Genomic DNA, 19983 nt, shown 5'->3' with positions numbered 1-19983 from the left:
TCATATATTTTACAATAATTAGATATAATTGCCTTAATCGAATTATCCCTCTGAAATAAAACGATTTTGTCTATTGTTATTGGGGATAATTATGATTCTGAAAAACACAGTCATCGGTTCTGCATTTGTAGTTCTGGGGATGACGAATGCAAATGCAGCGGATGCGGTCGTAGCACCGGAACCGGAAGCTGTAGAATATGTACGCGTTTGCGATGCTTATGGTGCAGGCTATTTCTATATTCCGGGCACCGAAACATGCCTGCGCATTCATGGTTATGTACGTTATGACTTGAGGGCGGGTGATAACGTCTACTATCGTGGTGCAGGTGTTAGCCGCGCTCCTGACGGCAGCGCCTTTAATCTTAGCCCTCGTGGCAAGTCTTATGAGACATGGAACAACAATACGCGTTTCACACTGCGCACATCGACTGCTTCTGAAACGGAACTCGGAACACTTTCGACGTTCACTGAATCGCGTTTTAACTTTGGTAACGGTGCTGATGCCGGGACAACGCTCAACCGCGCTTACATCCAGCTTGGTGGCTTTCGCATTGGCCTTGATGACTCGGCCTTCTATACATTTACCGGATATTTCGGTGATGTGCTGAATGATGACGTTATCAGCGCAGGCGGCTATCGCACCAACCAGATCAGCTACACCTTCAAGGGTGGCAATGGCATTTCAGCTATTCTGTCTCTTGAACAGGGCAACAATTCCGATGTCGATTGGAATGGCGTGATTGATGACTATACACCGCACGTCGTTGGTGGTCTTAAATATGCGCAAAGCTGGGGCTCGATTGCCGGTGTTGCGGCCTATGATGCAGTCAACGAAAAATGGGCCGGAAAGATCCGCGCAGATGTCAATGTAACAGACCAGTTTTCCGTCTGGTTACAGGGTGCATATAAGTCCAACAAAGACCATTATGTGCATTACAACGGCAGCGGTGTTATCGTTCATGATGGAGGCAGCAGCACCTATCGCGGCGTGCGTGTAATCGACAGTTTCTTCGGTACATGGGGCGGCGATTGGGCTGTATGGGGCGGCGCAAAATTTAAGGCTACAAACAAAGCGACCTTCAACGTACAGCTGGCATATGAAGCAGCCGACACATTTGCGGCAAGTGCGAATGTTGCCTATCAGCTCGTTCCGGGCTTCACGATCACGCCACAGGTTTCTTATACCAAGTGGGATGACAGCAAGTCGATTCTCAAAGGTCAGGATGCATGGCAGGGCGTTGTTCGTTTCCAGCGTTCGTTCTGATCAGGAAAGCTTTGGCTCCAGATACGAAACAGAGTGGCAGCCTAGGCTGCCACTTTTGCTTTTGCGGTTGAGCCAGAGGCCGTTTTTCTACCAACTCTGATAATCAAAGCGTCGATATTTCAGACTGTTGCCAAGAAATAGCTTTGATTGCCTCGTTTCGGAGGTGATTAAGAACGTACAATGAGCACATAGCCAATAGATCATAACGCAATTGATAGGAGATGTGATCACGATGCAAAATCAGTCAGATAATCAGCATTCTTTATCAAAGGTCTATGGTAAATGCATGCAGGAGCGCGGAACCATAGCATCGCTATTGGCCGCCGTTGAAGCTGCAAAACAGGCTGCAAATGAAAGTCTGCGCCGCGCGCAATCGGCTCCTCTTCCACATATCGCCGATAATACGACCTTTATCGCATTGTTCGAGCGGCATTTGTATGATCGTGAAACGCTATTTTCCAGCATCCGCCAACTGGATGATGCAAAAGCATCTCTCAGGGCTTGAGCAAAATGCCAAATTCGTTTCATAATCCCCGAGTGGACTGTCGAAGGTGAAGTTGGGTTAAGCGGGAAAAGCGCATTGAGTGATTTTGCATCCAGAATGACACTGACTGAGGAATTGGTCTCACTGAGCATTCGGACTGAAGTGGATCTAGGGCCAGAGCCCAATCGAATTCCCATGACAGATCAGGATGTTGAGGCGCTGTCTGAAAAGCTTTTTCGCGAGAGCGGTGACACGCCCCTATGGGTTTTTGCCTATGGCTCGCTCATCTGGAAGCCGGATTTTAATGCCATTGGCTGGCGTTATGGCGGTGTAAAAGGGTGGCATCGCTCGTTCTGCCTTCGTTTAACCCGCTGGCGCGGTACTCAAAGCCAGCCCGGATTAATGCTCGCGCTAAGGCCGGGTGGCAGCTGTAACGGTATTGTCTTTCGTCTATCGGAAGAGGATCGGCTTGCGCAGATCCAGCGCATGATCCGCCGAGAGATCAGCTCAATGAGTGACGCTTACAGTATTCGCTGGGTTGTGGTCGATACGCCGGAAGGTCCGGTTCGTGCCTTGACGTTCTGGGCGGGGCCACGTGGAGACCGCGTATTGAACGGCTTATCGCTGGAGTCTGTGGCGCATGTTTTGGCACGCGCTTGTGGTCATATTGGATCATGCGCCGAGTATCTTTATCACACAGTCAGGCACCTTGAAGAAAAAGGCATTCGCGACCGCAATCTTTGGAAGCTGCAAGAGCTTGTTGCTGCTGAGATCGCAGCGCTTCATCAGGACATTCCCACTATCACGTACAATAGAAGCGTACTATAAATAAACACATATCATATGTGGGTGTTGGTTGCTGTTTCAGACAAATATGCCGGACATATATGCCCGGCATATTTTAGAGCGTATCTCGATCTGATTGAAACAAAATGCACCAATCACGTTAGAGCATTAATAGGAAATGTCGTGCGGTCATGTTGCGTTAGGCGGAAATCCGCGCTCTTTGGCAAGAGAAGCTATAGCGTAGGCCAACAATAACAACATCAACACCGACCATGATAGCCATGCAACATCTGCATGTTGAAGTAACAATCCACCGATAAGCCCGCCGCCAGCGATTGCAAGATTCCAGGCGGTGACGATCATAGACTGTGCGAGATCCGATGCTTCATATGCCGTGTTTGCTGCAGCTGTTTGGAACAGCGTTGCAGCTCCGCCGAAAGCCAGCCCCCACATAACTGTCGCCAACCAGAATAGACTTTGCACATCACCCCATATGCTCAGCATCAATGCTGCGGCACTGAAAAGCAGAATGCTTGCTAAGACCAACTCTCGAAGCCATCGGCCGATGAAATAGCCAATAATGCAGATTCCAACAATTGCCGTTACCCCAAAGACGAGCAAAACAAGATCGAGCTTAGAGGACAATCCGGAAGGCTCAACAAGTGGGCCAATGTATGTGTAAAGAATGTTATGAGCGAGCACGAATAAAAGGGTGACAAGTAACACTGACTTGATGCCACCGATCGCCAACGTCCCTCCTATAGACGCCTTATCACGAAGGGTCGTTCCGGGATAATTGGGCACCTTTATCAGGACCAGGATAACCAAAGCCAGGGTGAGAGCCGTCATCAACAAAAATGTCGTTCTCCAGCCAATGAAGGAACCGATCATCGTGCCCGCAGGAATGCCCAATGACAAGGCAAGGGGAGTTCCAACCATAGCAACAGCAATCGCACGGCCTCGCAATTGTTCCGAAACCATACGAGCTGCATATCCCGCCAGCATCGCCCAAAGAAGCCCCGCACAAATTCCGGCGAATAACCGCGCCAGCAGCATAATGCTATAACTTGCTGTGATCGCGGTCACGCTATTGGCTACGGCAAATCCGGCAATTGCACAAAGCAGCACCGGTTTCCGTGCAAAATGCTGTGTAAGCTTTGTTAGCGGAATAGCCGCGATAAGGGAGCCTACAGCATATATTGTGATGAGCTGACCAATCGCGGAAGGACTGGCGCTGAGGTCCTTGCTCATCAAAGGAAGAAGACCAGCAGGCAATGCTTCCGTCAGGATTGTGATGAAACCTGCCATAGCCAGGGTTAGCAAAGCGGCCATCGGCAATCTGGTTTCATCAGTCAGTTGAACGCAATCGTGATTTTCTGAGATACTACTGGGCATCACTATTAGCCCTCAAGCCCAAGCTTTGGCAAAACCAGATCGTCCACTTGATACGTATGGAACTCACTTGTTGAGACGGTATCTAACTTCCGAAACTTTTCAACGAACACGGGATCAGAGAAGAACTCGTCCACGTTGCCTGCACCTTGAATAGCTTCGATATTAACGACCGTTAGCCCATCCGTACTCCTGGCAAGATTGCTCCACAGAAAACCGGGCTTTCTCTCCGCGACATAGTGAACGACGTCCTGAATGATTTGAAACGCCTCATCCTGCTTGCCGGGAAAGGCATGAATTACATTGACGATGAATGTGGTTGGAACTGGCGAAGACGTAAATCCGGCTGAAGGCTTCATATCCATTGTGTATTCCCTTTAAAAGACAGCTCACTAATCTTGAGACACACTGGATATCGCTTTCCAAATAAGCGATAAATAATCTCCTATTCTGATAAGACAGGAATTAATTTCCGTAATAGAGAGCGCTATGGATAAGCTGGCAACCTTGAAGATATTCGTTCAAACCGCTGAAAGTGGTAGCTTTGTCGCCGCATCCCAACGCATGGGGCTCACCAGTTCAGCTGTCGGCAAAGCAGTGGCGCGCCTTGAGCATGAGGTTGGCGTCTCTCTGTTTCATCGCTCTACCCGCAGCATGACGCTTACGGAAGAAGGGAGTTTCTTCCTCGATACTTGTAAAAGGATATTATCGGAACTGGATGCCGCAGAAGCGCAACTCTCGCGATCACATAGCACGCCAAGTGGCCTGTTACGTGTGAGCTTTCCGCTTACCGGAATGCTGCTCATGCCGACCATTTCTGAATTTATGAAGGCCTATTCTGCAATTGATCTCGAATTGGATTTCACCGATCGGCTGGTTGATGTGATTGAGGAAGGTTTTGACGCCGTTGTGCGCACCGGCGAAGTTCGCGATACACGGCTGATGAGCCGTAAACTGGGAACCTTCAAGCATCGGATTGTCGCATCACCCGACTACCTGCTACGACAGGGTACGCCACGTTTACCAGTGGATTTACTGCATCATAGGTGTATGCATCACCGCTATGCCAATTCGGGAAAGCTTGAGCCGTGGCCACTCATTGCAGACCAAACTGAGACACGTATTATATTGCCAATGACCACTGTTGCCAGCACTTTGGAGCCGCTTATCCACCTCGCAGAAAACGGCTTTGGCATCACGTGTTTACCTAACTTCGCAGTCAAGCAGCAGATTGCAGAAGGCAAGCTGGTTGCGATACTTGATGAATACCTGGCAGAAATTGGTATCTTCCGGGTCTTATGGCCGACAAACAGATATTTATCGCCCAAAATTAGAGTATTTGTCGACTTCATGGCCAATAATCTGTTTGTAACTCCAAAGAGAGGTAGCTAAAGCAGAATGCGTACTACCCCTCCTCTATCCTAATGTAAGCTGCGTCGAGCCAATGCTTCATTGATATCCGGCACTGCACTGATCAGCATTTTTGTATAGTCGTGGGTTGGGTTTTCGAAAATATCTTCAACCTGCCCCTGCTCCACGAGAATGCCTTGACGCAATATGCCAACACGATCAGCCATCTGTCGCACCACTGCAAGATTATGGCTTATGAGCAGATAAGTCAGATTAAATTCTGCTTGTAATGACGTCATCAAATCCAGAACCTGAGCCTGGACCGAAACGTCGAGAGCGGATGTGGGTTCATCGCAAATGATAAAACGTGGACGGCTGGCGAGTGCTCTTGCGATTGCAATGCGTTGTCTTTGTCCGCCAGAAAACTCGTGCGGATAACGTCGCACAGAATCTTGTGGCAATCTCACCTTTTCCAGCAAGTCACTTACGCGAGCCTTTACAACAGATGGGTCACGCTCAAGCTTCAAACGGCGGATAGGTTCAGCAATGATATGGCCGACACGCCAGTGTGGGTTGAGGCTCGCATAGGGGTCCTGAAATATCATCTGCACCGCGCCATTATGATCAACAGACGCGCCATCAGAACGGCCAACACCATTAACCCTGATCAGTCCTTCGCCGAGCGGCAAAAGTCCGGCAACTATGCGCGCAATTGTCGATTTACCGGAACCGGATTCGCCCACAAGCGCATAGGTTTCGCCCTCCCGAATATGAAACGAAACGTCATTGATGGCACGAAGCATGTTCTGCCTCTCCCCACGTTTCCAGAAGGAAAAGCTACGGCTCCCTATACGAAAATCATGCGCAAGATTGTCCACCCGCAATATTTCTTCGGCTGATGACTTTGACGTTTTACGGATATTTTTTTGATGAATTGACGGAGTGGCGGCGATCAGCTTGCGGGTGTAACCCTCACGCGGTGTCTGTATCACGTCACGGACGGAACCTGCCTCCACAACGCGTCCATGATGAAGCACCACAACACGGTCAGCAATTTCTGCAATGACCCCCATGTCATGCGTAATTAGCAACACAGCTAAGCCACGCTCAACGCAAAGCTTTTTCAGAAGCGCAACAATCTGCGCCTGAACTGAGACATCAAGAGCCGAGGTTGGCTCATCGGCAATAAGCAGTTCCGGGTCGGCAGCAATTGCCAGAGCAATCACAACACGCTGACGCATACCTCCAGAAAACTCGTGCGGATAAGCATCAAGCCGTCTCTCGGCATCCAGGATTCCAACCTCAGTGAGAAGCTCTATTGCACGCTTTCGTGCTGCCGATTGAGAAAGGGAGAGATGGCGCTGTATTGTCTCGATTAATTGACGGCCAACCGTATAGAGCGGGTTGAGACTGGACAGCGGATCCTGAAAGACAGTTCCAATTTTTTTGCCACGTAAGGCTGCTAATTCTTTGTCTGGCAAATTATCAATGCGTTGTTCTTTGAGATAAATTTCGCCGCCTGAGACATATCCAGGAGCATCAAGAAGACGCGTAATCGCCGATCCGGTCATCGACTTCCCTGCGCCGGACTCTCCAATCATTCCAAGCACTTCACCGGCATGGATATCGAAAGACACGCGATTAACGGCGTGAAAGACATGGCCATCCGCAGGGAAGTCGACCTGCAGATTGCGCATGGTTAGAACCGGCACGGGCTCTTTTATTGATGTTTCACGCATTAGGATTGCCCTTGCTTCTTCGGATTGAGAAACTCTCGCAACCGGTCACCCAGCAGATTGATGGATAAAGCAAGCAGCACCAATGTGACCGCAGGGAAGAGCAGTATCCACCACTCTCCTGAAAACAAAAACTGCTGGCCATTGCGAATGAGTGTGCCCAATGATGGACGCGTGGGTGGAACCCCTACCCCAAGATAAGACAAAGTGGCTTCTTCGAGAATTGCGAGAGCCAGCCCCAATGTTGCAACGACGAGAGTTGGTCCAAGTAAATTTGGCAAAATATGGGTAATCAACAAACGAGCAGGACGAACACCAATTAGTTTTGCAGCGGCCACATAATCCTTTCGTCGTTCGACCAGCACTGCGCCCCGAACTATCCGCGCGAATTGTGGCCAGTTTGAAAGACCAATAGCAAAAATAAGCAGCCACACAGCAGCAGCCTCCTGCTGCGCAGGAGGGAAAAGACCTTGCGCGAGACCGAAGATTAAAAGTGCAATAAGAATTGTAGGAAAGGTCAATTGCGTATCGGCTATACGCATGATTATCGTATCGAGCAGTCCACCTGCATATCCGCTGATAAGCCCGGCACTAACACCTATGAACAACGACACAACGGTTGCAGACAAAGCCACTAACAATGAAACGCGGCTACCATAAAGAATGGAAGAAAATATATCCCGCCCCTGATGATCCGTTCCCATCAGAAAGGTATTGCCTGTGAAAGCACTTGGCTGCAAAGGCGCACTCAAACCATCCATCAGGTTCAAGGTTGACGGATCAAAAGGTGAATATGGTGCGATCAGAGGTGCAAATACTGCACCCAATACCAGTATTGCAGCAAGCACCCCAGCTATCGTTGCAACCACTGGCAACCGTTTAAAGCGCGGAATTTTAGCTCTCACTGAGTGGCGATTATGTGCGGCTTCTAAAGAAAAAGGCGTATTAGTCACGTTTCGCTCCCGTCTTGATACGGTCGAAACGAAGACGTGGATCGACAGCAAAATAGAGAATATCAACCACGAGATTGATGCTCACAAAAAGCAATGAGATAAAGACCAGATATGCAGCCATAACCGGTACATCGACGGCCTGTACGGAGTTGATAAAGAGTGAACCCACACCCGGCCATTGAAACACCGTCTCGGTCACAATAGCAAAGGCGATGACTGATCCCAGTTGCAATCCGACCACCGTAATCACCGGAACAAGGGTATTTTTCAACGCGTGTCCGAAATAGATACTGCGGCTGGAAAGACCGCGCGCTTTTGCAAAACGGATATAATCCTGCCGCAAAACATCGAGCATTTCCGACCGGATAAGCCGCATTAAAAGCGTTGTCTGAAACAGAGACAAGGTGATTGCTGGCAGTATCAATGAACGCAGCCCTGATGTCGTCAGAAAGCCCGTCGTCCACCAGTTACCGATCTCAATAACCTGCCCTCGCCCAAAAGATGGCAACCAGCCCAGCTCGACAGAAAACAAGTAGATCAGCCCCACCCCGATCAGGAATGTTGGCAGTGATACGCCGATCAACGACGATGTCATGATGAAAGCAGTCAGACGCGTTTTGGGGCGTAATGCAGCATAGACACCCAAAATGCCACCCCCGATAAGCGCAATCAGTGACGAGGTAATTGCAAGTTCAATCGTCGCGGGCAGTTTCTCTATAATCATCCGGCTGACGGGTTCCTGCTGTTTGTATGAGAGGCCAAAGTCGCCCACCAGACCACGCTGTATGAAAGACAAGAATTGCAGATAAACCGGCTTATTCAATCCAAGGCGTTCTTTCAGTTCCTGTCGTTCTTCCAGCCGTGTTTCCTGACTGACAATGGATTCCAGCGGGTCGCCAACAAAGCGAATGACAGTAAATGCCATCAAGGCCACGGTCAGCATGACGCCTGCAGATTGGAAAATACGCCTGATGATGAAACTGGTCATATATTCAGCCCGAGCTCTACCGCCACCGTGTGGCTGTTATTCATGATGATGCTTCGCCCCCGCATGCGAGGGCGAAAGCTTTGAGTGCTTAATTATTGATCGTTGCCTGTCCGATCTTGGGCGAATTATCTGGCTGATGTTCAAGGTTAAACTTGTCACGCACTGCCCACGCTCCCACCTGATTGTGAAGCGGCAGATATAAATGTTCTGCTTTCACCAGCCTCCATAACTCGTCGATCGTAGCATCGCGCTTCGCTGGATCTATTTCAGCGCCGAGTGACTCAATTTTCTGATCAACCTCTGCATTTGAGTAGCCGGTTGCATTATAGGCGCCATAACGTCCCTGTCTTGTATGCACCAAATCGTTAAAGTTATAAGCGCTGTCGAATGTGGGCACACCCCAACCAAAGAGATAGAAGTCTGTCTTCTGATCAACAATTAACGGCGAGTGTTGCGCATAGGGACGCGATGCCAAATTTACCTTAACACCTATGCGTCCGAGAAACCCGACAACTGCCTGTGCGATTGCCTCATCATTGACGTAACGATTGTTGGGAGTGTCGAGAGTAATCGTAAAGCCTTGCGGATAACCCGCTTCACTCAAGAGCGCTTTTGCTTTCTCAACATCGGGCTTGGAATAGGCATCAAGTTCCTGCGTCCAGCCATGAACAAACGGTGGCACGATGATGCCGGTTGGCACAGAATTACCACGAAGAACAACCGTCTTAATTGCATCGCGGTCTATTGCGAGATCAAAAGCCTCGCGCACCCGCACATCGCTCAGTGGATTTTTATCCTTGACGTCAGATGACGCCAGCGGTGCATCATCAACCCGGTAGCCAAGGAAAATGGACCGGTTTTCTGGACCAACGGAGACTTTAATACCCAGCGTATTTCTTAGCCGTTCGATGTCTTGTACTGGCACTTCATGCAGAAAATCCACTTCGCCCGAAAGAAGAGCTGCAACACGTGTCGCATTGTCGGCGATAGGCGTGTAGACGATCTCTGTAATTTCCGGCTTCTTCTCCGCCCAATATGCCGGATTTGCATCAAGCACAGTTCGGACGCCGACTTCACGGGATTTTAACGTATATGGACCCGTGCCGTTGGTGTTTCTAACCGCGTAATTGTCCTTCCCTGCCGCGATATCCTGAACATCTGTCACGTCATGCTTTTCCGCCCATCCCTTATCCAGAATGTAAGTTCCGGTCAGATTATTGGGATAAATCGCATTGGGAGCGCGCAGCTTAACCTCAACCGTGTTGTCATCTACAGCCGTCACCTTTTCCACATCTGCATGAAGCTGACGGAGATTGGATTTATCTGAGCGCGCCCGATCCAGCGTAAAAACAACGTCTTCGGCGGTAAAATCTGCACCGTCGTGGAACTTAACATCCTTGCGTAGTTTAAAGACCCACGTGGTGGGGTCACCCTCTTTCAAACTCCATTCAGTCGCCAGACGTGGTACAAGTTTGCCTTCGGCATCACGCCATATCAGGCTTTCGTAAATGTGGTTGAGAACCGCATGCGTAACGCCATCATTTTGTGCATGAGGGTCCAGCGTGAGTGCATCAGCAGCTCTTGTCCAGCGCAATGTCTCAGCATTACTCAACTGTGTTGAGGAAGCAATAATCAATGTCGCTGCTACGAGGCTTAGTATGTTTGATCGCAATTGGGGACCCTCTCACCAATGAAAAACTGATTAGAGTTTTTCACATCAAAGGGACCTGAAGCACGCATCAATTAACTAAAATTTTTGGTGCTAAAAAAATATTCTTCTTAAAATTACAATGGCTTTTTCGGTAAATTATTTCAACTGGAGTGTGAATAACAACCCCGGACAATTTCAGAACAGACAAATTTAAACAATGCTAAGCAATGAATATGCAGCAGTTAAATAGGATGGTACTCCGATAATTTCTGCTCATTTTCTGGAACGGCTTGACGGAGGTTTCGGTGTAGCTACATACAGTTAGACTGTTTTAATCCGCACATTTTTTTGGCGGGAACGCTGCAAACCAAGTAGCTACCTCTCTCATATTCGTTTGATCAGATTATAGATAAATTCCAGTATTACACAGTTGCCTGACAGGATGATCAACACTCTTGGCTACGCTTTCTCTGTCGATACGCACGAGCGCTCGCTTGATCGCCGCATGGAGACATCGAACACCACTGTCTATTTCCAGCGGGCGACTTATCAACGAACATTACATGGCAACGTGGCGAAGCACATTGCTTTATTCGATTGCGATAGGGTCCAGTGAAAACACCAACCGCATCGCGTGCAATGAGGCCCAATATCTCGTCCATTTGAGCTACGTCCGGCGGCTCTGTGTTAAATCCATCGCAGGCGATACGCACAACCGGCATACCTGAGCGCGCATGCGCGTTGATAAGCGCGATATCCGACACCAATATTTCGCTCTGATTAATACGATTATCCGCCACCCTGAATATTGCCTCTCGCAAAGACTTTGTCTTTGCGAGTTCTTCGTCCGTAACAGAACCTGCAAGCGGCGGTAGTTCGGCCTCGCAAAGCCACCTATCGAGCAAGGAGGGCTCTGAGAACCGATCAACGCCTTTTGTCCTATCTTTTGACGCTGCGACGGTCGCAACGAGATTGAGTGCAACACTGTCCGAGCGGAACAGGAAGCGCCAGCTTCCTTTTTTCCGGCGCTCTTTTGGATGCCCGGCTTTTGCGGTGGTTATATCCATCAGCTCACTCTTTGCATGACAAGTCGTCCAGCTTTGAAAGCCGGACGATACTTATGAGATAAGCGCTAGCAAAATCAACTGTTCGCTGAAGGCGTCGCCAACTCAAGATCAACGGCATATCTGCCAACTTCCTGTATTTTTATAGCGACTGGATCATGCAGCGTGTAAATGCGAGCATCACGCCAATAACGATCCAGCCCCTGCTTCAAAGTCGCGGAACGCGCGCCAACGGCTTCAAAAATGCGCGATGTTACTGAGAGCGCTGCTGCGTCCGAAGCAACCTTGGCCTGTGATATGAGATCAGCAATCTCGCCCCGGCGTTCCGGTGTGAGTTGGTTCTCATCGATATCTGCGACCAGTTCGCCAAAAGCCCTGTTGGCGACAGTTGAAAGCGCGAGAGATGCGTTGGCTGTGGTGATAGAGTTACCAATACTGTCGGCAATATAATCTGGCACTGATGTGTTCTGGCCGTTTTTGCGCAAGTGCAATTGCGACAACGCAGTATCAATTGCCCCTAACGCCGTTCCATTAAGAAAATTGACGAACATGATCTGGAAGGCCAGCGAGCCTATCGATTCATTCAGCGGTCGTTTTGTTGGATCGGCTGCCGATGTACTGAAAATCGCATCATCCGGGATAAATACATTTTCAAATACCAGACTGCCTGAGGCTGAGCGACGCGCACCGATACCATCCCAGTCATCCGCATGGACAATGCCCGGCGTTGACGCATCAAGAACGAACGTCAAACGTTTCTCATTACCATCGGGCGCGCGATAGGTTTCACCGACGACCAGACGGTCAGCCGTTTGTGCGGCGGTTGCAAAGCTTTTCCTGCCATTGGCAATATATCCGCCATCAACCCGCTTTAGGTCTGCGCTAGGACCGCCCGGATTGTTGGCACCGCCCCAAAGTGTAGGCGTCCGCAACGTATCTGCTGCGGCTTTTGCGAACACCGGCCCACGCCCGGCAATCTCAATGCGCAGCAGATGCATGTAATTATATCCCAGAAGTGCTGCACTCGATAAATCGATGCGTGAAATCTCCCGGATCGCAAAAAGCGCATGTTGCCAGCGCGCACCTATCGCTTCGCGGCGGCTTTCAGCGTTACGAAACAGCGCCAGATCATCATCAACGGTTAGCGCTGCCAGGCCGGACTGGCGCAAAAGCGACGCTTCCTCAACGGGGGCGGAACCTTTACGGTCCCGCTCTACCACATGCGGCGCAAGCTCAGTTTTCACCTGCTCGACACGCGCCCGGATGTCCGCTTCGATTGGCGGATCAAACCATTGCGTATGCCGGAAGGAGTGCGCATGTGCATTCATGGTTTCACATCCAGAACGGCCTTACCATGCAAACGCCGGTCAAGAAGCGCCGAAACAGCCTGGTCAAACTGGTTCCAGTCACCGCGCCATTTTACCTCTGTCTTGAGCTTACCCTCAGCCAGCCATCGCAGCAGTGCCGTGAGATAAGAGCCCACCCGATACTCGGAAATCAGGAAGCCATGAATGTGACGCCCAACCGGGCCAACTGTGCCGAGATGACCAAACACGGCGTCTTCCCCTGAAGCCCAGCCGAGGCTCTGCACATTGCCATGCCGGTTAAGAAGCTTGAAGGACTGTACGAGCTGCGCCCCGCCGACACTCTCGATCACCAGATCGATACCTTCCTTCACATCATCAAGGCTGGTCACAACAAGGTCCGCGCCAAGTTCGCTCAGACCCGCTGCACTGGCTTCTGATCCCACAGAGGCGATAACGCGCGCACCACCCAGCCGTGCAAGCTGAATTGCAAAGCGGCCTACACCGCCAGAAGCACCGGTGATCAGAACGGTTTTGCCTAAGATTGGCCCACCAAGCTGCAAGGTCGCAAGCGCCGTAACAGCTGCCGTTGGCAGGGTTGCAGCTTCTGCGGGATCGACACCCTCCGGAATGACCGCAATATCTTCCACATGCGCAATGCGCTTTTCAGCCCAGGCTCCAAGTGGAGCGCGTGTGACAACCAATGTTCCAATGGGCGGCGCTTTGGTTTGTGGGCCAACGGCTACAATCACACCGGACGCATCCCATCCAAGAACTGTACCATCAGCCTCAAGACCGCGCGCACCACGTCGGGTTTCACCGAAGTTCAACGAAGTATGTGTGACATCGATAAGAACTTCCCCATAGCCCGGCTCAGGTGTCGCTCGCGTTGCAAAACGCAGACCGCCGGACGTTGCTCTATCTGTCTCAATAACTCGAATGGTCATGCGGTGATCCTTTCCAGACGTCCTGCAATCGACGCGCCGCGGGTAACGACGTTATAAACAAAGCTATTAAGCTCAACACGCTGGCGCAGGTCTTCCAGCTCAGCGTCAGAGGCGGGAGACTGGATTTTCGCGGTGTAGCGAAATTCCAGATCGACGGGCTCGCTTGAGCCTGTTCCGGTTTGTCCCGGTTTGCTAACGGCTTCGGCAACAACTTCCAGCGCATCGATCTCGATATCGAGCAGTGACGCCTGAATAAGAAAGCCATGATTGAGGCAACCAGCAACAGCGCCGATCAGCAATTCACCCGGGGCCGGACCAAGATCAAAGCCACCCCCAGCGGGCGATCCATCGGTGATAATCTGAAAATCACGAATGAAAAGACGTCGGATACCGCTGCGTCCTTCGGCAACAACGCGGGCGGAAAGCTGGCCAGTGCCTGCTGGCTGTCCCTTTTTTGCGTCGTGCAGCTTTCTCTTGTGTCGGATATATTTTGTCAGACCACTGGTCATAGGTATTTCCTGTATTCGGTATGTTGGAAGAAAGGCTTATTCAGCAGGTTTGATTTCGTATGGCAGCGTCCAGTCATCCCGGCGGATGTCCCATACGACTTTGTTGCTGTAGGCATAGGTTTGCGGCAGATCCCAAAGGAAGACAGCGAGTGCTTCGTCAGATGCTACTTCTGTCGCGCGTTTGACCGATGCAAGCTCGGCGTCCTTGGTAAGTGCGCCTTTCGCCTGTTTTACCGCTTCGTCAAAGGCGGCTGGGACGGGTCCAATTGTCTGAAAATGCGTGCTGCCGAGATAGGTCAGTGTTTCGGCCGCAATGCTTGCCGTATCGGCGTAACCAAACCACGTCAGGCCAGCGGCTTTGTCGGATGCCGCGCGCTCGGCATGGGACGAAGCGGGCAGAATATTGAGCTGCGCACGGACACCAACCGCTGCCAGCTGGGCCGCGATAATCTGCGCTGCCTGCTCTCCACCGACATAGGTGCCTTTGCCAAACACCATCTCGACATCAAAGCCATCCGAATAGCCTGCTTCCGCAAGCAGCGCTTTGGCCTTATCGGGATCATACGGCCATGGCTTCAGGTCTGTGTTGTAACCCTCATGAAAGCTGGTGATGATCTGGCTGTTGGCTGGGCTTACCAATCCTTTGAACAGCGCCTTGGTAATTGCTTCCTTATCAATGGCGTAGTTCAAAGCCTGCCGCACACGCGCATCATCAAGCGGCTTGATATTGGTGTTGAAACGGATGATCTGTACGCGCGTACTCGGACGCGCACCTGCCACAAGATTACCATTGCTTTCAAGCTGCGCGAGATCCTGCGGTGCGATAACCGCTGCGGCATCAATCTCGCCGGATTTCAGGCCATTAATCTTGGCTGCGGCGTCGACCACAACGCGGAACTGCGCCTTGGTAAAGGGTGCTGCCTTGCCGAAATAATGTTCATTGGCTTCAAGGTGAACTTCGCCCTCTGGATTATAGCTAACCAGCTTATAGGGGCCGGTGCCAAGAGCCTCAATCGCCGGATTGTGTGACTTGGCCCATTCCGGTTCCAGATAGAAAATGCCTGCCAGCCGCTTGGGAAACTCAATGTCAGGCGCCTTCAGCGTGAAGGCAACCTGATGCGGTGAAAGGGCTTCAACCTTATCAACCGCCTTCATCGACGAGACGATCCAGCTTGGCTTTTCCGACGACAGGATGCGCTCGATGTTCCACTTAACGACGTCAGCATCAAATGGCACATTGTTGGAGAAAACCACGTCGTCGCGCAGATCGAACACCCAACGTGTATCCGATTCCTGCTTCCAGTCTTTAGCCAGAACACCCACCAGTTTGCCTTCACCATCAAGGCGTGTCAGTGGCGAATAGATCGAGGCGATGATGCTCAAATCGCCGCGTAAATTGCCCCCAACGGCTGGATCAAGGGTCAGCAAGGCATAAGGCAGCGCCACCACCAATTCATGGGTCTTGCCATAGTCCGCAGGTGCCTGCGCGTGGGTTACTGATAGCGTTGCTGACATGAGAAGCAGGCTTGCTCCCATCAGTCTCAATGCGTTCAATGATCGTCTTACAATCATGTGTTTCTTCCAGTGTTTGTATTCAGATTCAGGGCTTGGGAGCGACAAGCGTCTTTCGACCGGGAATAGCCGCAAGCAATTGTCGGGTGTAAGGATGAGCCGGAGCCTCAAATATCCGGCGGGTTTCGCCGCGCTCTACGATTTCACCGCCACGCATCACCACGACTTCGCGACAAAGCCGTGCAATGACCGATAGATCGTGAGAAATGAGCAGTTGCGCTGTGCCACGCCGACGCTGCATATCTTCCATCAAGGCAAGCACGCGCTCACGCGATGTGGAGTCGAGTGCCGCAACTGGCTCATCGGCGATGAGAAGTTTGGGGGTGGGCGCAATCGCACGTGCAAAACCCACGCGCTGCCGCTGTCCTCCCGATAGACGCCCCGGCAAGCTATGCCACAAAGACGGATGGATACCAACTTCTTCAAGTAAGCCTTGCGCAACTCTCACGGCCTCAGCGTTGCGAAGCCCTCTGGCAAGCAAGGGTTCCGCCACTGTGTCCACAATGCTTATGCGTGGATCGAGAGACGAATACGGGTCCTGAAACACATATTGCACGTGGTCTGAGCGTGTCCGTGGAGGTCGAACATTGCCGTCAATCAGGATATGGCCGTCATCTGCGCGCTCCAGTCCGGCAATAATCCGCGCCAGCGTGGTTTTACCCGACCCACTCTCGCCAACAATCCCCAGTGTCGTTCCAGCATGCACCGCAATATCGACACCACCAAGCGCGCGCGGACCATTGCGGAATGTCTTTTGAAGAGCTTTGACTTCAAGAAGTGGAGGTTCGGAACCAAGGTCGTCAAATGCGATGCTCGCAGTCGCAAAAGTCAGTTCACTTGCTTTCAGAAGTGATCGCGCCGCGCTACTGGTCGGATTTGCAAAAAGATCGCGCGTAGCGCCAGTTTCAACAATCGCCCCGGCATCCATGACTGCAACACTATCCGCTCGATCCCGGATCACGCCAATGTCGTGGGTAATCAGGAGAATGCCGAACCCATGACGTTTTTGCAGCCGGGCAATGAGATCAAGAATTTGCGCCTGAACCGTTACATCAAGTGCAGTCGTCGGCTCATCCGCGATAAGCAGTTTCGGCTGCCGTGCCAAAGCCATGGCAATGACAACGCGCTGCGCCAGCCCGCCCGAAAGTTCGTGTGGCCACGCGGTCAGTTTCTTTACCGGCTCTTTGATGCCCACCTCTTCCAAAAGGCGCAGGCAGATATTCGCAGCCTTGGCTTTATCGCGGCGCATGGCAGGCGATAGGGCTTCAAACAGCTGAGCGCCAACGCTCAACCGCGGATTAAGCGCTGTTGTCGGGTTCTGAAAAACCACACCAATCTGTGACGTTCTGAAGTCACGGCCTTGGCCAGATATGCCAAATGCGAGTGGTCTTCCATCGAGATAGGCCTGTCCATCAGCATGAAGGCTTTGGGGCAGAAGACCTGCAACAGCCATTGCTGTGAGTGTTTTACCGGAACCGGATTCACCAACAATCCCAAGCGTTTCGCCTTGTTTCAGCGTGAATGACACCGGACCTGCAAGCGCCGTTTCATTTGACCTGACAACCAGTCCTTCAACGTACAGAAGCGTGTTGATGAATGTCATGCCGGCGCTCCTGTTTCACGCGCAGAAAGCCTGCTTGAAAGAGCGTCGCCCAAAAGCTGCACACCAAAAAGAAGACTGAGGAGAGCAAGAGCAGGCATAAGCGACAGCCACCAGGCGGCACCGAGCTGCGATTTTCCCTGAGCGATCATGAGGCCCCAATCGGCAGTTGGCGGCTGAATACCCAAACCAATGAAGCTGAGACCGGCTTCTGTCATGATGATGAAGGCAGCGCTTATTGTTGAAGTTGCAATCAGCAGCGGCAACAGCCCCGGCACGATATGGCGCACAACGGACTTCCACAACGGAACACCTGCAAGCCAAGCGGCTTCCATATAGCCCTGATTACGCGCATTCAGCGTATAGGAACGCGCGACACGGAAATGCAGAGGCCAGCTTTCAAGCGCCAGAATAAGGATTAGGTTCTCAAGCCTTGAACCAAACAAGGCCAGCGCAAGAAGTGCTAAAACCAGACCGGGAATTGTTAGCTGAATTTCAGCGATCCGGGCAATGATCTGATCGAGCAAACGATTGCTCAATCCTGCAACAATACCCAGCAGGCTTCCGATAAAGGCAGAGAGAAGCGTTGCAATGGTTGCAACGAGCAGCACAGGGCGTGCGCCGTAAAACACCCGGCTTAAAATATCTCGACCAAGATCATCGGTGCCGAGCCAATGTCCGCTGTTGAATGACGGCTCTTGCAGAAACGCCATCAGATCACTGGAGTTGGGCTCATAAGGTGCGAGGAGTGGTGCAAAAATGGCAGCCACCACCCAGAGCAGGAGGATCAGCAAGCCGATCTTGCCTCTCAAAGCCAGCTTTGGCGTTGGAGTTTCACGAGAGCCATCAACGAATTCTGGATTGGAAATCTCGATCATTTTGTCACCGCACTTCGTGGATCGACAACAGCGATGGAAAGATCGGCGAGCAGATTGCAGAAACTGACAGTCAGGGCGATCAGAACAATTGCCGCCAGAATGACTGGATAATCTTTCATGCCAACGGCGCTAACCAGAACCGTGCCAACACCCGGCCAGCCAAAGACTGTTTCTGTCAGAACAGCTCCGCCCAACAGTGCCCCCGTTTGCGTGCCCAAGAGGGCAATCACAGGAACGAGGGCATTGATAGCGATGTGCCTGAAACGCAGACGACCGAGCGAAATCTGTTTCGATAAAGCAGTGCGGACATGGTCGGCACCCTGCTGCTGTTTAAGACTGGTGCGAAACAGCCGTGCCACGGGCGGAGCAATTAACAAAGACAAAGTCAAAGCAGGCAAAACGAGATGCCGTAGACTACCACTGCCTCCCGTTGGGAGCCAGCCAAGCGTCAAAGAGAAGAAAAGAACCGCAAGGATGCCCGTCACAAAAACCGGCGTCGACTGCACAACCGTTAAAAGTGCCAACGGTCCTTCACGAAGAAACCGGTTTGATGACGTGGCCGACAGATAACCAGCTAGCAACCCTAATGCCGAACCGATCAAAAGCGCCGTCAAAACCAGCACGAGCGTCAGTGGTATCGCAGGCGCCAGAACATCAACCGCCGGGGTGTCAAAACGCAGGGACTTTGGAAACTCGCCACGCAGGCTATTAAACAGGAACTGCCCATATTGCTCGATCACAGGGCGATCAAACCCATAGCTTGCGTTCAGCGCTGCGACTTCTTCCTTCGTCGCTTGCCCGCCAGCAAGCAAAGTTGCCGGGCTGCCCGTTGCAAAAATCAGGAAGAACACCAGAGACACTGAACCGAGAACAGAAATAGCCGTCGCACCAAGCCTTTGCAGGATAAAAGACGGGCGAATGTCACGCCGACGACGCGGCAGCTTACGCAAAACGTCCCGAGGAGCCTGCTCGCTATGAGCGCCCTCACCGGCTTGCAGCCAGAACTCCTGTTCGCGTTGCGTTATAGTCATAATGCGCTCTCGACAATTAAATCCTATAAAATTTATAGGCTAATTATCGTCAGCTATTAAGAACCTGACGTTTTGTCGTTTCATGTCGCAGAGAAACAAATTGCTAAACAAATAGGACAATTGAGGCTGACATTCGTCAGTGGCTATAGCGCTGACGAAAGCTGGTAGAGCGAAGCGGCGAGCCAGAACAAGGTTCAGAAAGTACCCCTCAAATCCGCAGCAGCATATCATCAGCGTCGAAACAGCTCCGAAACATGGTGTGAAACGACTGAAAACCACGCCGTTGATTGCCAATGAGAGCTGATAACGGTGATGGGCAGATAAACGCCTGGACCGATACATGGCCCAATATCCAGCCTGCACAATATTCGATGTAGATTCCTGGCCACTCGGCGCGCCGATCTTGTACCGTTACCCTTGTTCGTGATCAGGACAAAGCTAACTGTAGCACCCGGCGAAGCCTCCACCATTATG

At 51.4% G+C, this 19983-nt stretch carries 18 protein-coding genes; 4 read left to right on the top strand and 14 right to left on the bottom strand.

All coding sequences use genetic code 11. The annotated features are described in order from the left end of the window. Positions 1–91 precede the first annotated feature (91 nt). From ACOZHT_RS22365 to ACOZHT_RS22355, 3 genes are all read left to right on the top strand, one after another. A complete protein-coding gene (locus tag ACOZHT_RS22365) occupies positions 92–1264 on the top strand; it encodes a porin (RefSeq protein WP_310014230.1) in 1173 nt (390 codons plus the stop codon). Between the two features lie 232 nt (positions 1265–1496). Next, entirely contained in the window at positions 1497–1769 is a 273-nt protein-coding gene (locus ACOZHT_RS22360) for a hypothetical protein (protein WP_421566649.1), read from the top strand. A 96-nt stretch (positions 1770–1865) separates the two neighbouring features. Continuing rightward, entirely contained in the window at positions 1866–2576 is a 711-nt protein-coding gene (locus tag ACOZHT_RS22355) for a gamma-glutamylcyclotransferase (RefSeq protein ID WP_421566663.1), read from the top strand. A 147-nt stretch (positions 2577–2723) separates the two neighbouring features. On the opposite strand, the gene ACOZHT_RS22350 is transcribed toward ACOZHT_RS22355, so the two are convergent. Together ACOZHT_RS22350 and ACOZHT_RS22345 are read right to left on the bottom strand one after the other, a co-directional pair. Continuing rightward, a complete protein-coding gene (locus tag ACOZHT_RS22350; protein ID WP_421566648.1) occupies positions 2724–3929 on the bottom strand; it encodes an MFS transporter in 1206 nt (401 codons plus the stop codon). A 5-nt stretch (positions 3930–3934) separates the two neighbouring features. Further along, the gene (locus ACOZHT_RS22345) at positions 3935–4291 is read right to left on the bottom strand and encodes an antibiotic biosynthesis monooxygenase (protein WP_421566647.1); all 357 of its coding nucleotides are present in this window, start codon (positions 4289–4291) and stop codon (positions 3935–3937) included. Between the two features lie 124 nt (positions 4292–4415). On the opposite strand from ACOZHT_RS22345, the gene ACOZHT_RS22340 reads away from it, so the two are divergent. Beyond that, on the top strand, positions 4416–5318 hold the full coding sequence (locus tag ACOZHT_RS22340) for a LysR family transcriptional regulator (protein WP_421566646.1): 903 nt from the start codon (positions 4416–4418) through the stop codon (positions 5316–5318). 29 nt (positions 5319–5347) lie between these two features. On the opposite strand, the gene ACOZHT_RS22335 is transcribed toward ACOZHT_RS22340, so the two are convergent. The 12 genes from ACOZHT_RS22335 to ACOZHT_RS22280 form a co-directional block, all read right to left on the bottom strand. Then, positions 5348–7015, bottom strand: coding sequence for a dipeptide ABC transporter ATP-binding protein (locus ACOZHT_RS22335; RefSeq protein ID WP_421566645.1), 1668 nt, complete (start codon positions 7013–7015; stop codon positions 5348–5350). Then, entirely contained in the window at positions 7015–7965 is a 951-nt protein-coding gene (locus ACOZHT_RS22330) for an ABC transporter permease (protein WP_421566644.1), read from the bottom strand. The genes ACOZHT_RS22335 and ACOZHT_RS22330 overlap by 1 nt, the downstream gene beginning before the upstream one ends. Beyond that, complete coding sequence (locus ACOZHT_RS22325) at positions 7958–8953, bottom strand: ABC transporter permease (RefSeq protein WP_421566643.1); 996 nt, start codon at positions 8951–8953, stop codon at positions 7958–7960. Before ACOZHT_RS22325 ends, ACOZHT_RS22330 begins: the two co-directional genes overlap by 8 nt. Positions 8954–9041: 88 nt before the next feature. Beyond that, the gene (locus ACOZHT_RS22320; RefSeq protein ID WP_421566642.1) at positions 9042–10625 is read right to left on the bottom strand and encodes an ABC transporter substrate-binding protein; all 1584 of its coding nucleotides are present in this window, start codon (positions 10623–10625) and stop codon (positions 9042–9044) included. Positions 10626–11050: 425 nt separating this feature from the next. Then, positions 11051–11671, bottom strand: coding sequence for a CGNR zinc finger domain-containing protein (locus ACOZHT_RS22315; RefSeq protein ID WP_421566641.1), 621 nt, complete (start codon positions 11669–11671; stop codon positions 11051–11053). Positions 11672–11745: 74 nt separating this feature from the next. After that, positions 11746–12996, bottom strand: coding sequence for an acyl-CoA dehydrogenase family protein (locus ACOZHT_RS22310; RefSeq protein WP_421566640.1), 1251 nt, complete (start codon positions 12994–12996; stop codon positions 11746–11748). Continuing rightward, the gene (locus ACOZHT_RS22305; protein WP_421566639.1) at positions 12993–13919 is read right to left on the bottom strand and encodes a zinc-binding dehydrogenase; all 927 of its coding nucleotides are present in this window, start codon (positions 13917–13919) and stop codon (positions 12993–12995) included. Before ACOZHT_RS22305 ends, ACOZHT_RS22310 begins: the two co-directional genes overlap by 4 nt. Continuing rightward, positions 13916–14428: an OsmC family protein gene (locus ACOZHT_RS22300; RefSeq protein WP_421566638.1), complete on the bottom strand. Its 513-nt coding sequence runs from the start codon at positions 14426–14428 to the stop codon at positions 13916–13918. The genes ACOZHT_RS22305 and ACOZHT_RS22300 overlap by 4 nt, the downstream gene beginning before the upstream one ends. 36 nt (positions 14429–14464) lie before the next feature. Beyond that, positions 14465–16000, bottom strand: a complete 1536-nt coding sequence (locus ACOZHT_RS22295) for an ABC transporter substrate-binding protein (RefSeq protein ID WP_421566637.1) — start codon at positions 15998–16000, stop codon at positions 14465–14467. Positions 16001–16028: 28 nt separating this feature from the next. After that, positions 16029–17603, bottom strand: a complete 1575-nt coding sequence (locus tag ACOZHT_RS22290) for an ATP-binding cassette domain-containing protein (RefSeq protein ID WP_421566636.1) — start codon at positions 17601–17603, stop codon at positions 16029–16031. Continuing rightward, on the bottom strand, positions 17600–18478 hold the full coding sequence (locus ACOZHT_RS22285) for an ABC transporter permease (RefSeq protein ID WP_421566635.1): 879 nt from the start codon (positions 18476–18478) through the stop codon (positions 17600–17602). Before ACOZHT_RS22285 ends, ACOZHT_RS22290 begins: the two co-directional genes overlap by 4 nt. Then, entirely contained in the window at positions 18475–19509 is a 1035-nt protein-coding gene (locus tag ACOZHT_RS22280; RefSeq protein WP_421566634.1) for an ABC transporter permease, read from the bottom strand. Before ACOZHT_RS22280 ends, ACOZHT_RS22285 begins: the two co-directional genes overlap by 4 nt. Positions 19510–19983 lie beyond the last annotated feature (474 nt).

The sequence above is a fragment of the Ochrobactrum sp. EDr1-4 genome (assembly GCF_049199085.1).
GTDB lineage: Bacteria > Pseudomonadota > Alphaproteobacteria > Rhizobiales > Rhizobiaceae > Brucella.
The sequence above is the reverse complement of the archived record's forward strand: the minus strand, read 5'-3'. Positions and strand labels throughout refer to the sequence as shown.

What these genes read in the sequence shown, in the direction of transcription:
- ACOZHT_RS22300 (WP_421566638.1), bottom strand. Translation starts at nt 14,428, where the DNA reads ATGACCAGTGGTCTGACAAAATATATCCGACACAAGAGAAAGCTGCAC.
- ACOZHT_RS22285 (WP_421566635.1), bottom strand. Translation starts at nt 18,478, where the DNA reads ATGATCGAGATTTCCAATCCAGAATTCGTTGATGGCTCTCGTGAAACT.
- ACOZHT_RS22310 (WP_421566640.1), bottom strand. Translation starts at nt 12,996, where the DNA reads ATGAATGCACATGCGCACTCCTTCCGGCATACGCAATGGTTTGATCCG.
- ACOZHT_RS22340 (WP_421566646.1), top strand. Translation starts at nt 4,416, where the DNA reads ATGGATAAGCTGGCAACCTTGAAGATATTCGTTCAAACCGCTGAAAGT.
- ACOZHT_RS22365 (WP_310014230.1), top strand. Translation starts at nt 92, where the DNA reads ATGATTCTGAAAAACACAGTCATCGGTTCTGCATTTGTAGTTCTGGGG.
- ACOZHT_RS22345 (WP_421566647.1), bottom strand. Translation starts at nt 4,291, where the DNA reads ATGGATATGAAGCCTTCAGCCGGATTTACGTCTTCGCCAGTTCCAACC.
- ACOZHT_RS22355 (WP_421566663.1), top strand. Translation starts at nt 1,866, where the DNA reads ATGACACTGACTGAGGAATTGGTCTCACTGAGCATTCGGACTGAAGTG.
- ACOZHT_RS22325 (WP_421566643.1), bottom strand. Translation starts at nt 8,953, where the DNA reads ATGACCAGTTTCATCATCAGGCGTATTTTCCAATCTGCAGGCGTCATG.
- ACOZHT_RS22290 (WP_421566636.1), bottom strand. Translation starts at nt 17,603, where the DNA reads ATGACATTCATCAACACGCTTCTGTACGTTGAAGGACTGGTTGTCAGG.
- ACOZHT_RS22295 (WP_421566637.1), bottom strand. Translation starts at nt 16,000, where the DNA reads ATGATTGTAAGACGATCATTGAACGCATTGAGACTGATGGGAGCAAGC.
- ACOZHT_RS22335 (WP_421566645.1), bottom strand. Translation starts at nt 7,015, where the DNA reads ATGCGTGAAACATCAATAAAAGAGCCCGTGCCGGTTCTAACCATGCGC.
- ACOZHT_RS22280 (WP_421566634.1), bottom strand. Translation starts at nt 19,509, where the DNA reads ATGACTATAACGCAACGCGAACAGGAGTTCTGGCTGCAAGCCGGTGAG.
- ACOZHT_RS22305 (WP_421566639.1), bottom strand. Translation starts at nt 13,919, where the DNA reads ATGACCATTCGAGTTATTGAGACAGATAGAGCAACGTCCGGCGGTCTG.
- ACOZHT_RS22315 (WP_421566641.1), bottom strand. Translation starts at nt 11,671, where the DNA reads ATGGATATAACCACCGCAAAAGCCGGGCATCCAAAAGAGCGCCGGAAA.
- ACOZHT_RS22360 (WP_421566649.1), top strand. Translation starts at nt 1,497, where the DNA reads ATGCAAAATCAGTCAGATAATCAGCATTCTTTATCAAAGGTCTATGGT.
- ACOZHT_RS22350 (WP_421566648.1), bottom strand. Translation starts at nt 3,929, where the DNA reads ATGCCCAGTAGTATCTCAGAAAATCACGATTGCGTTCAACTGACTGAT.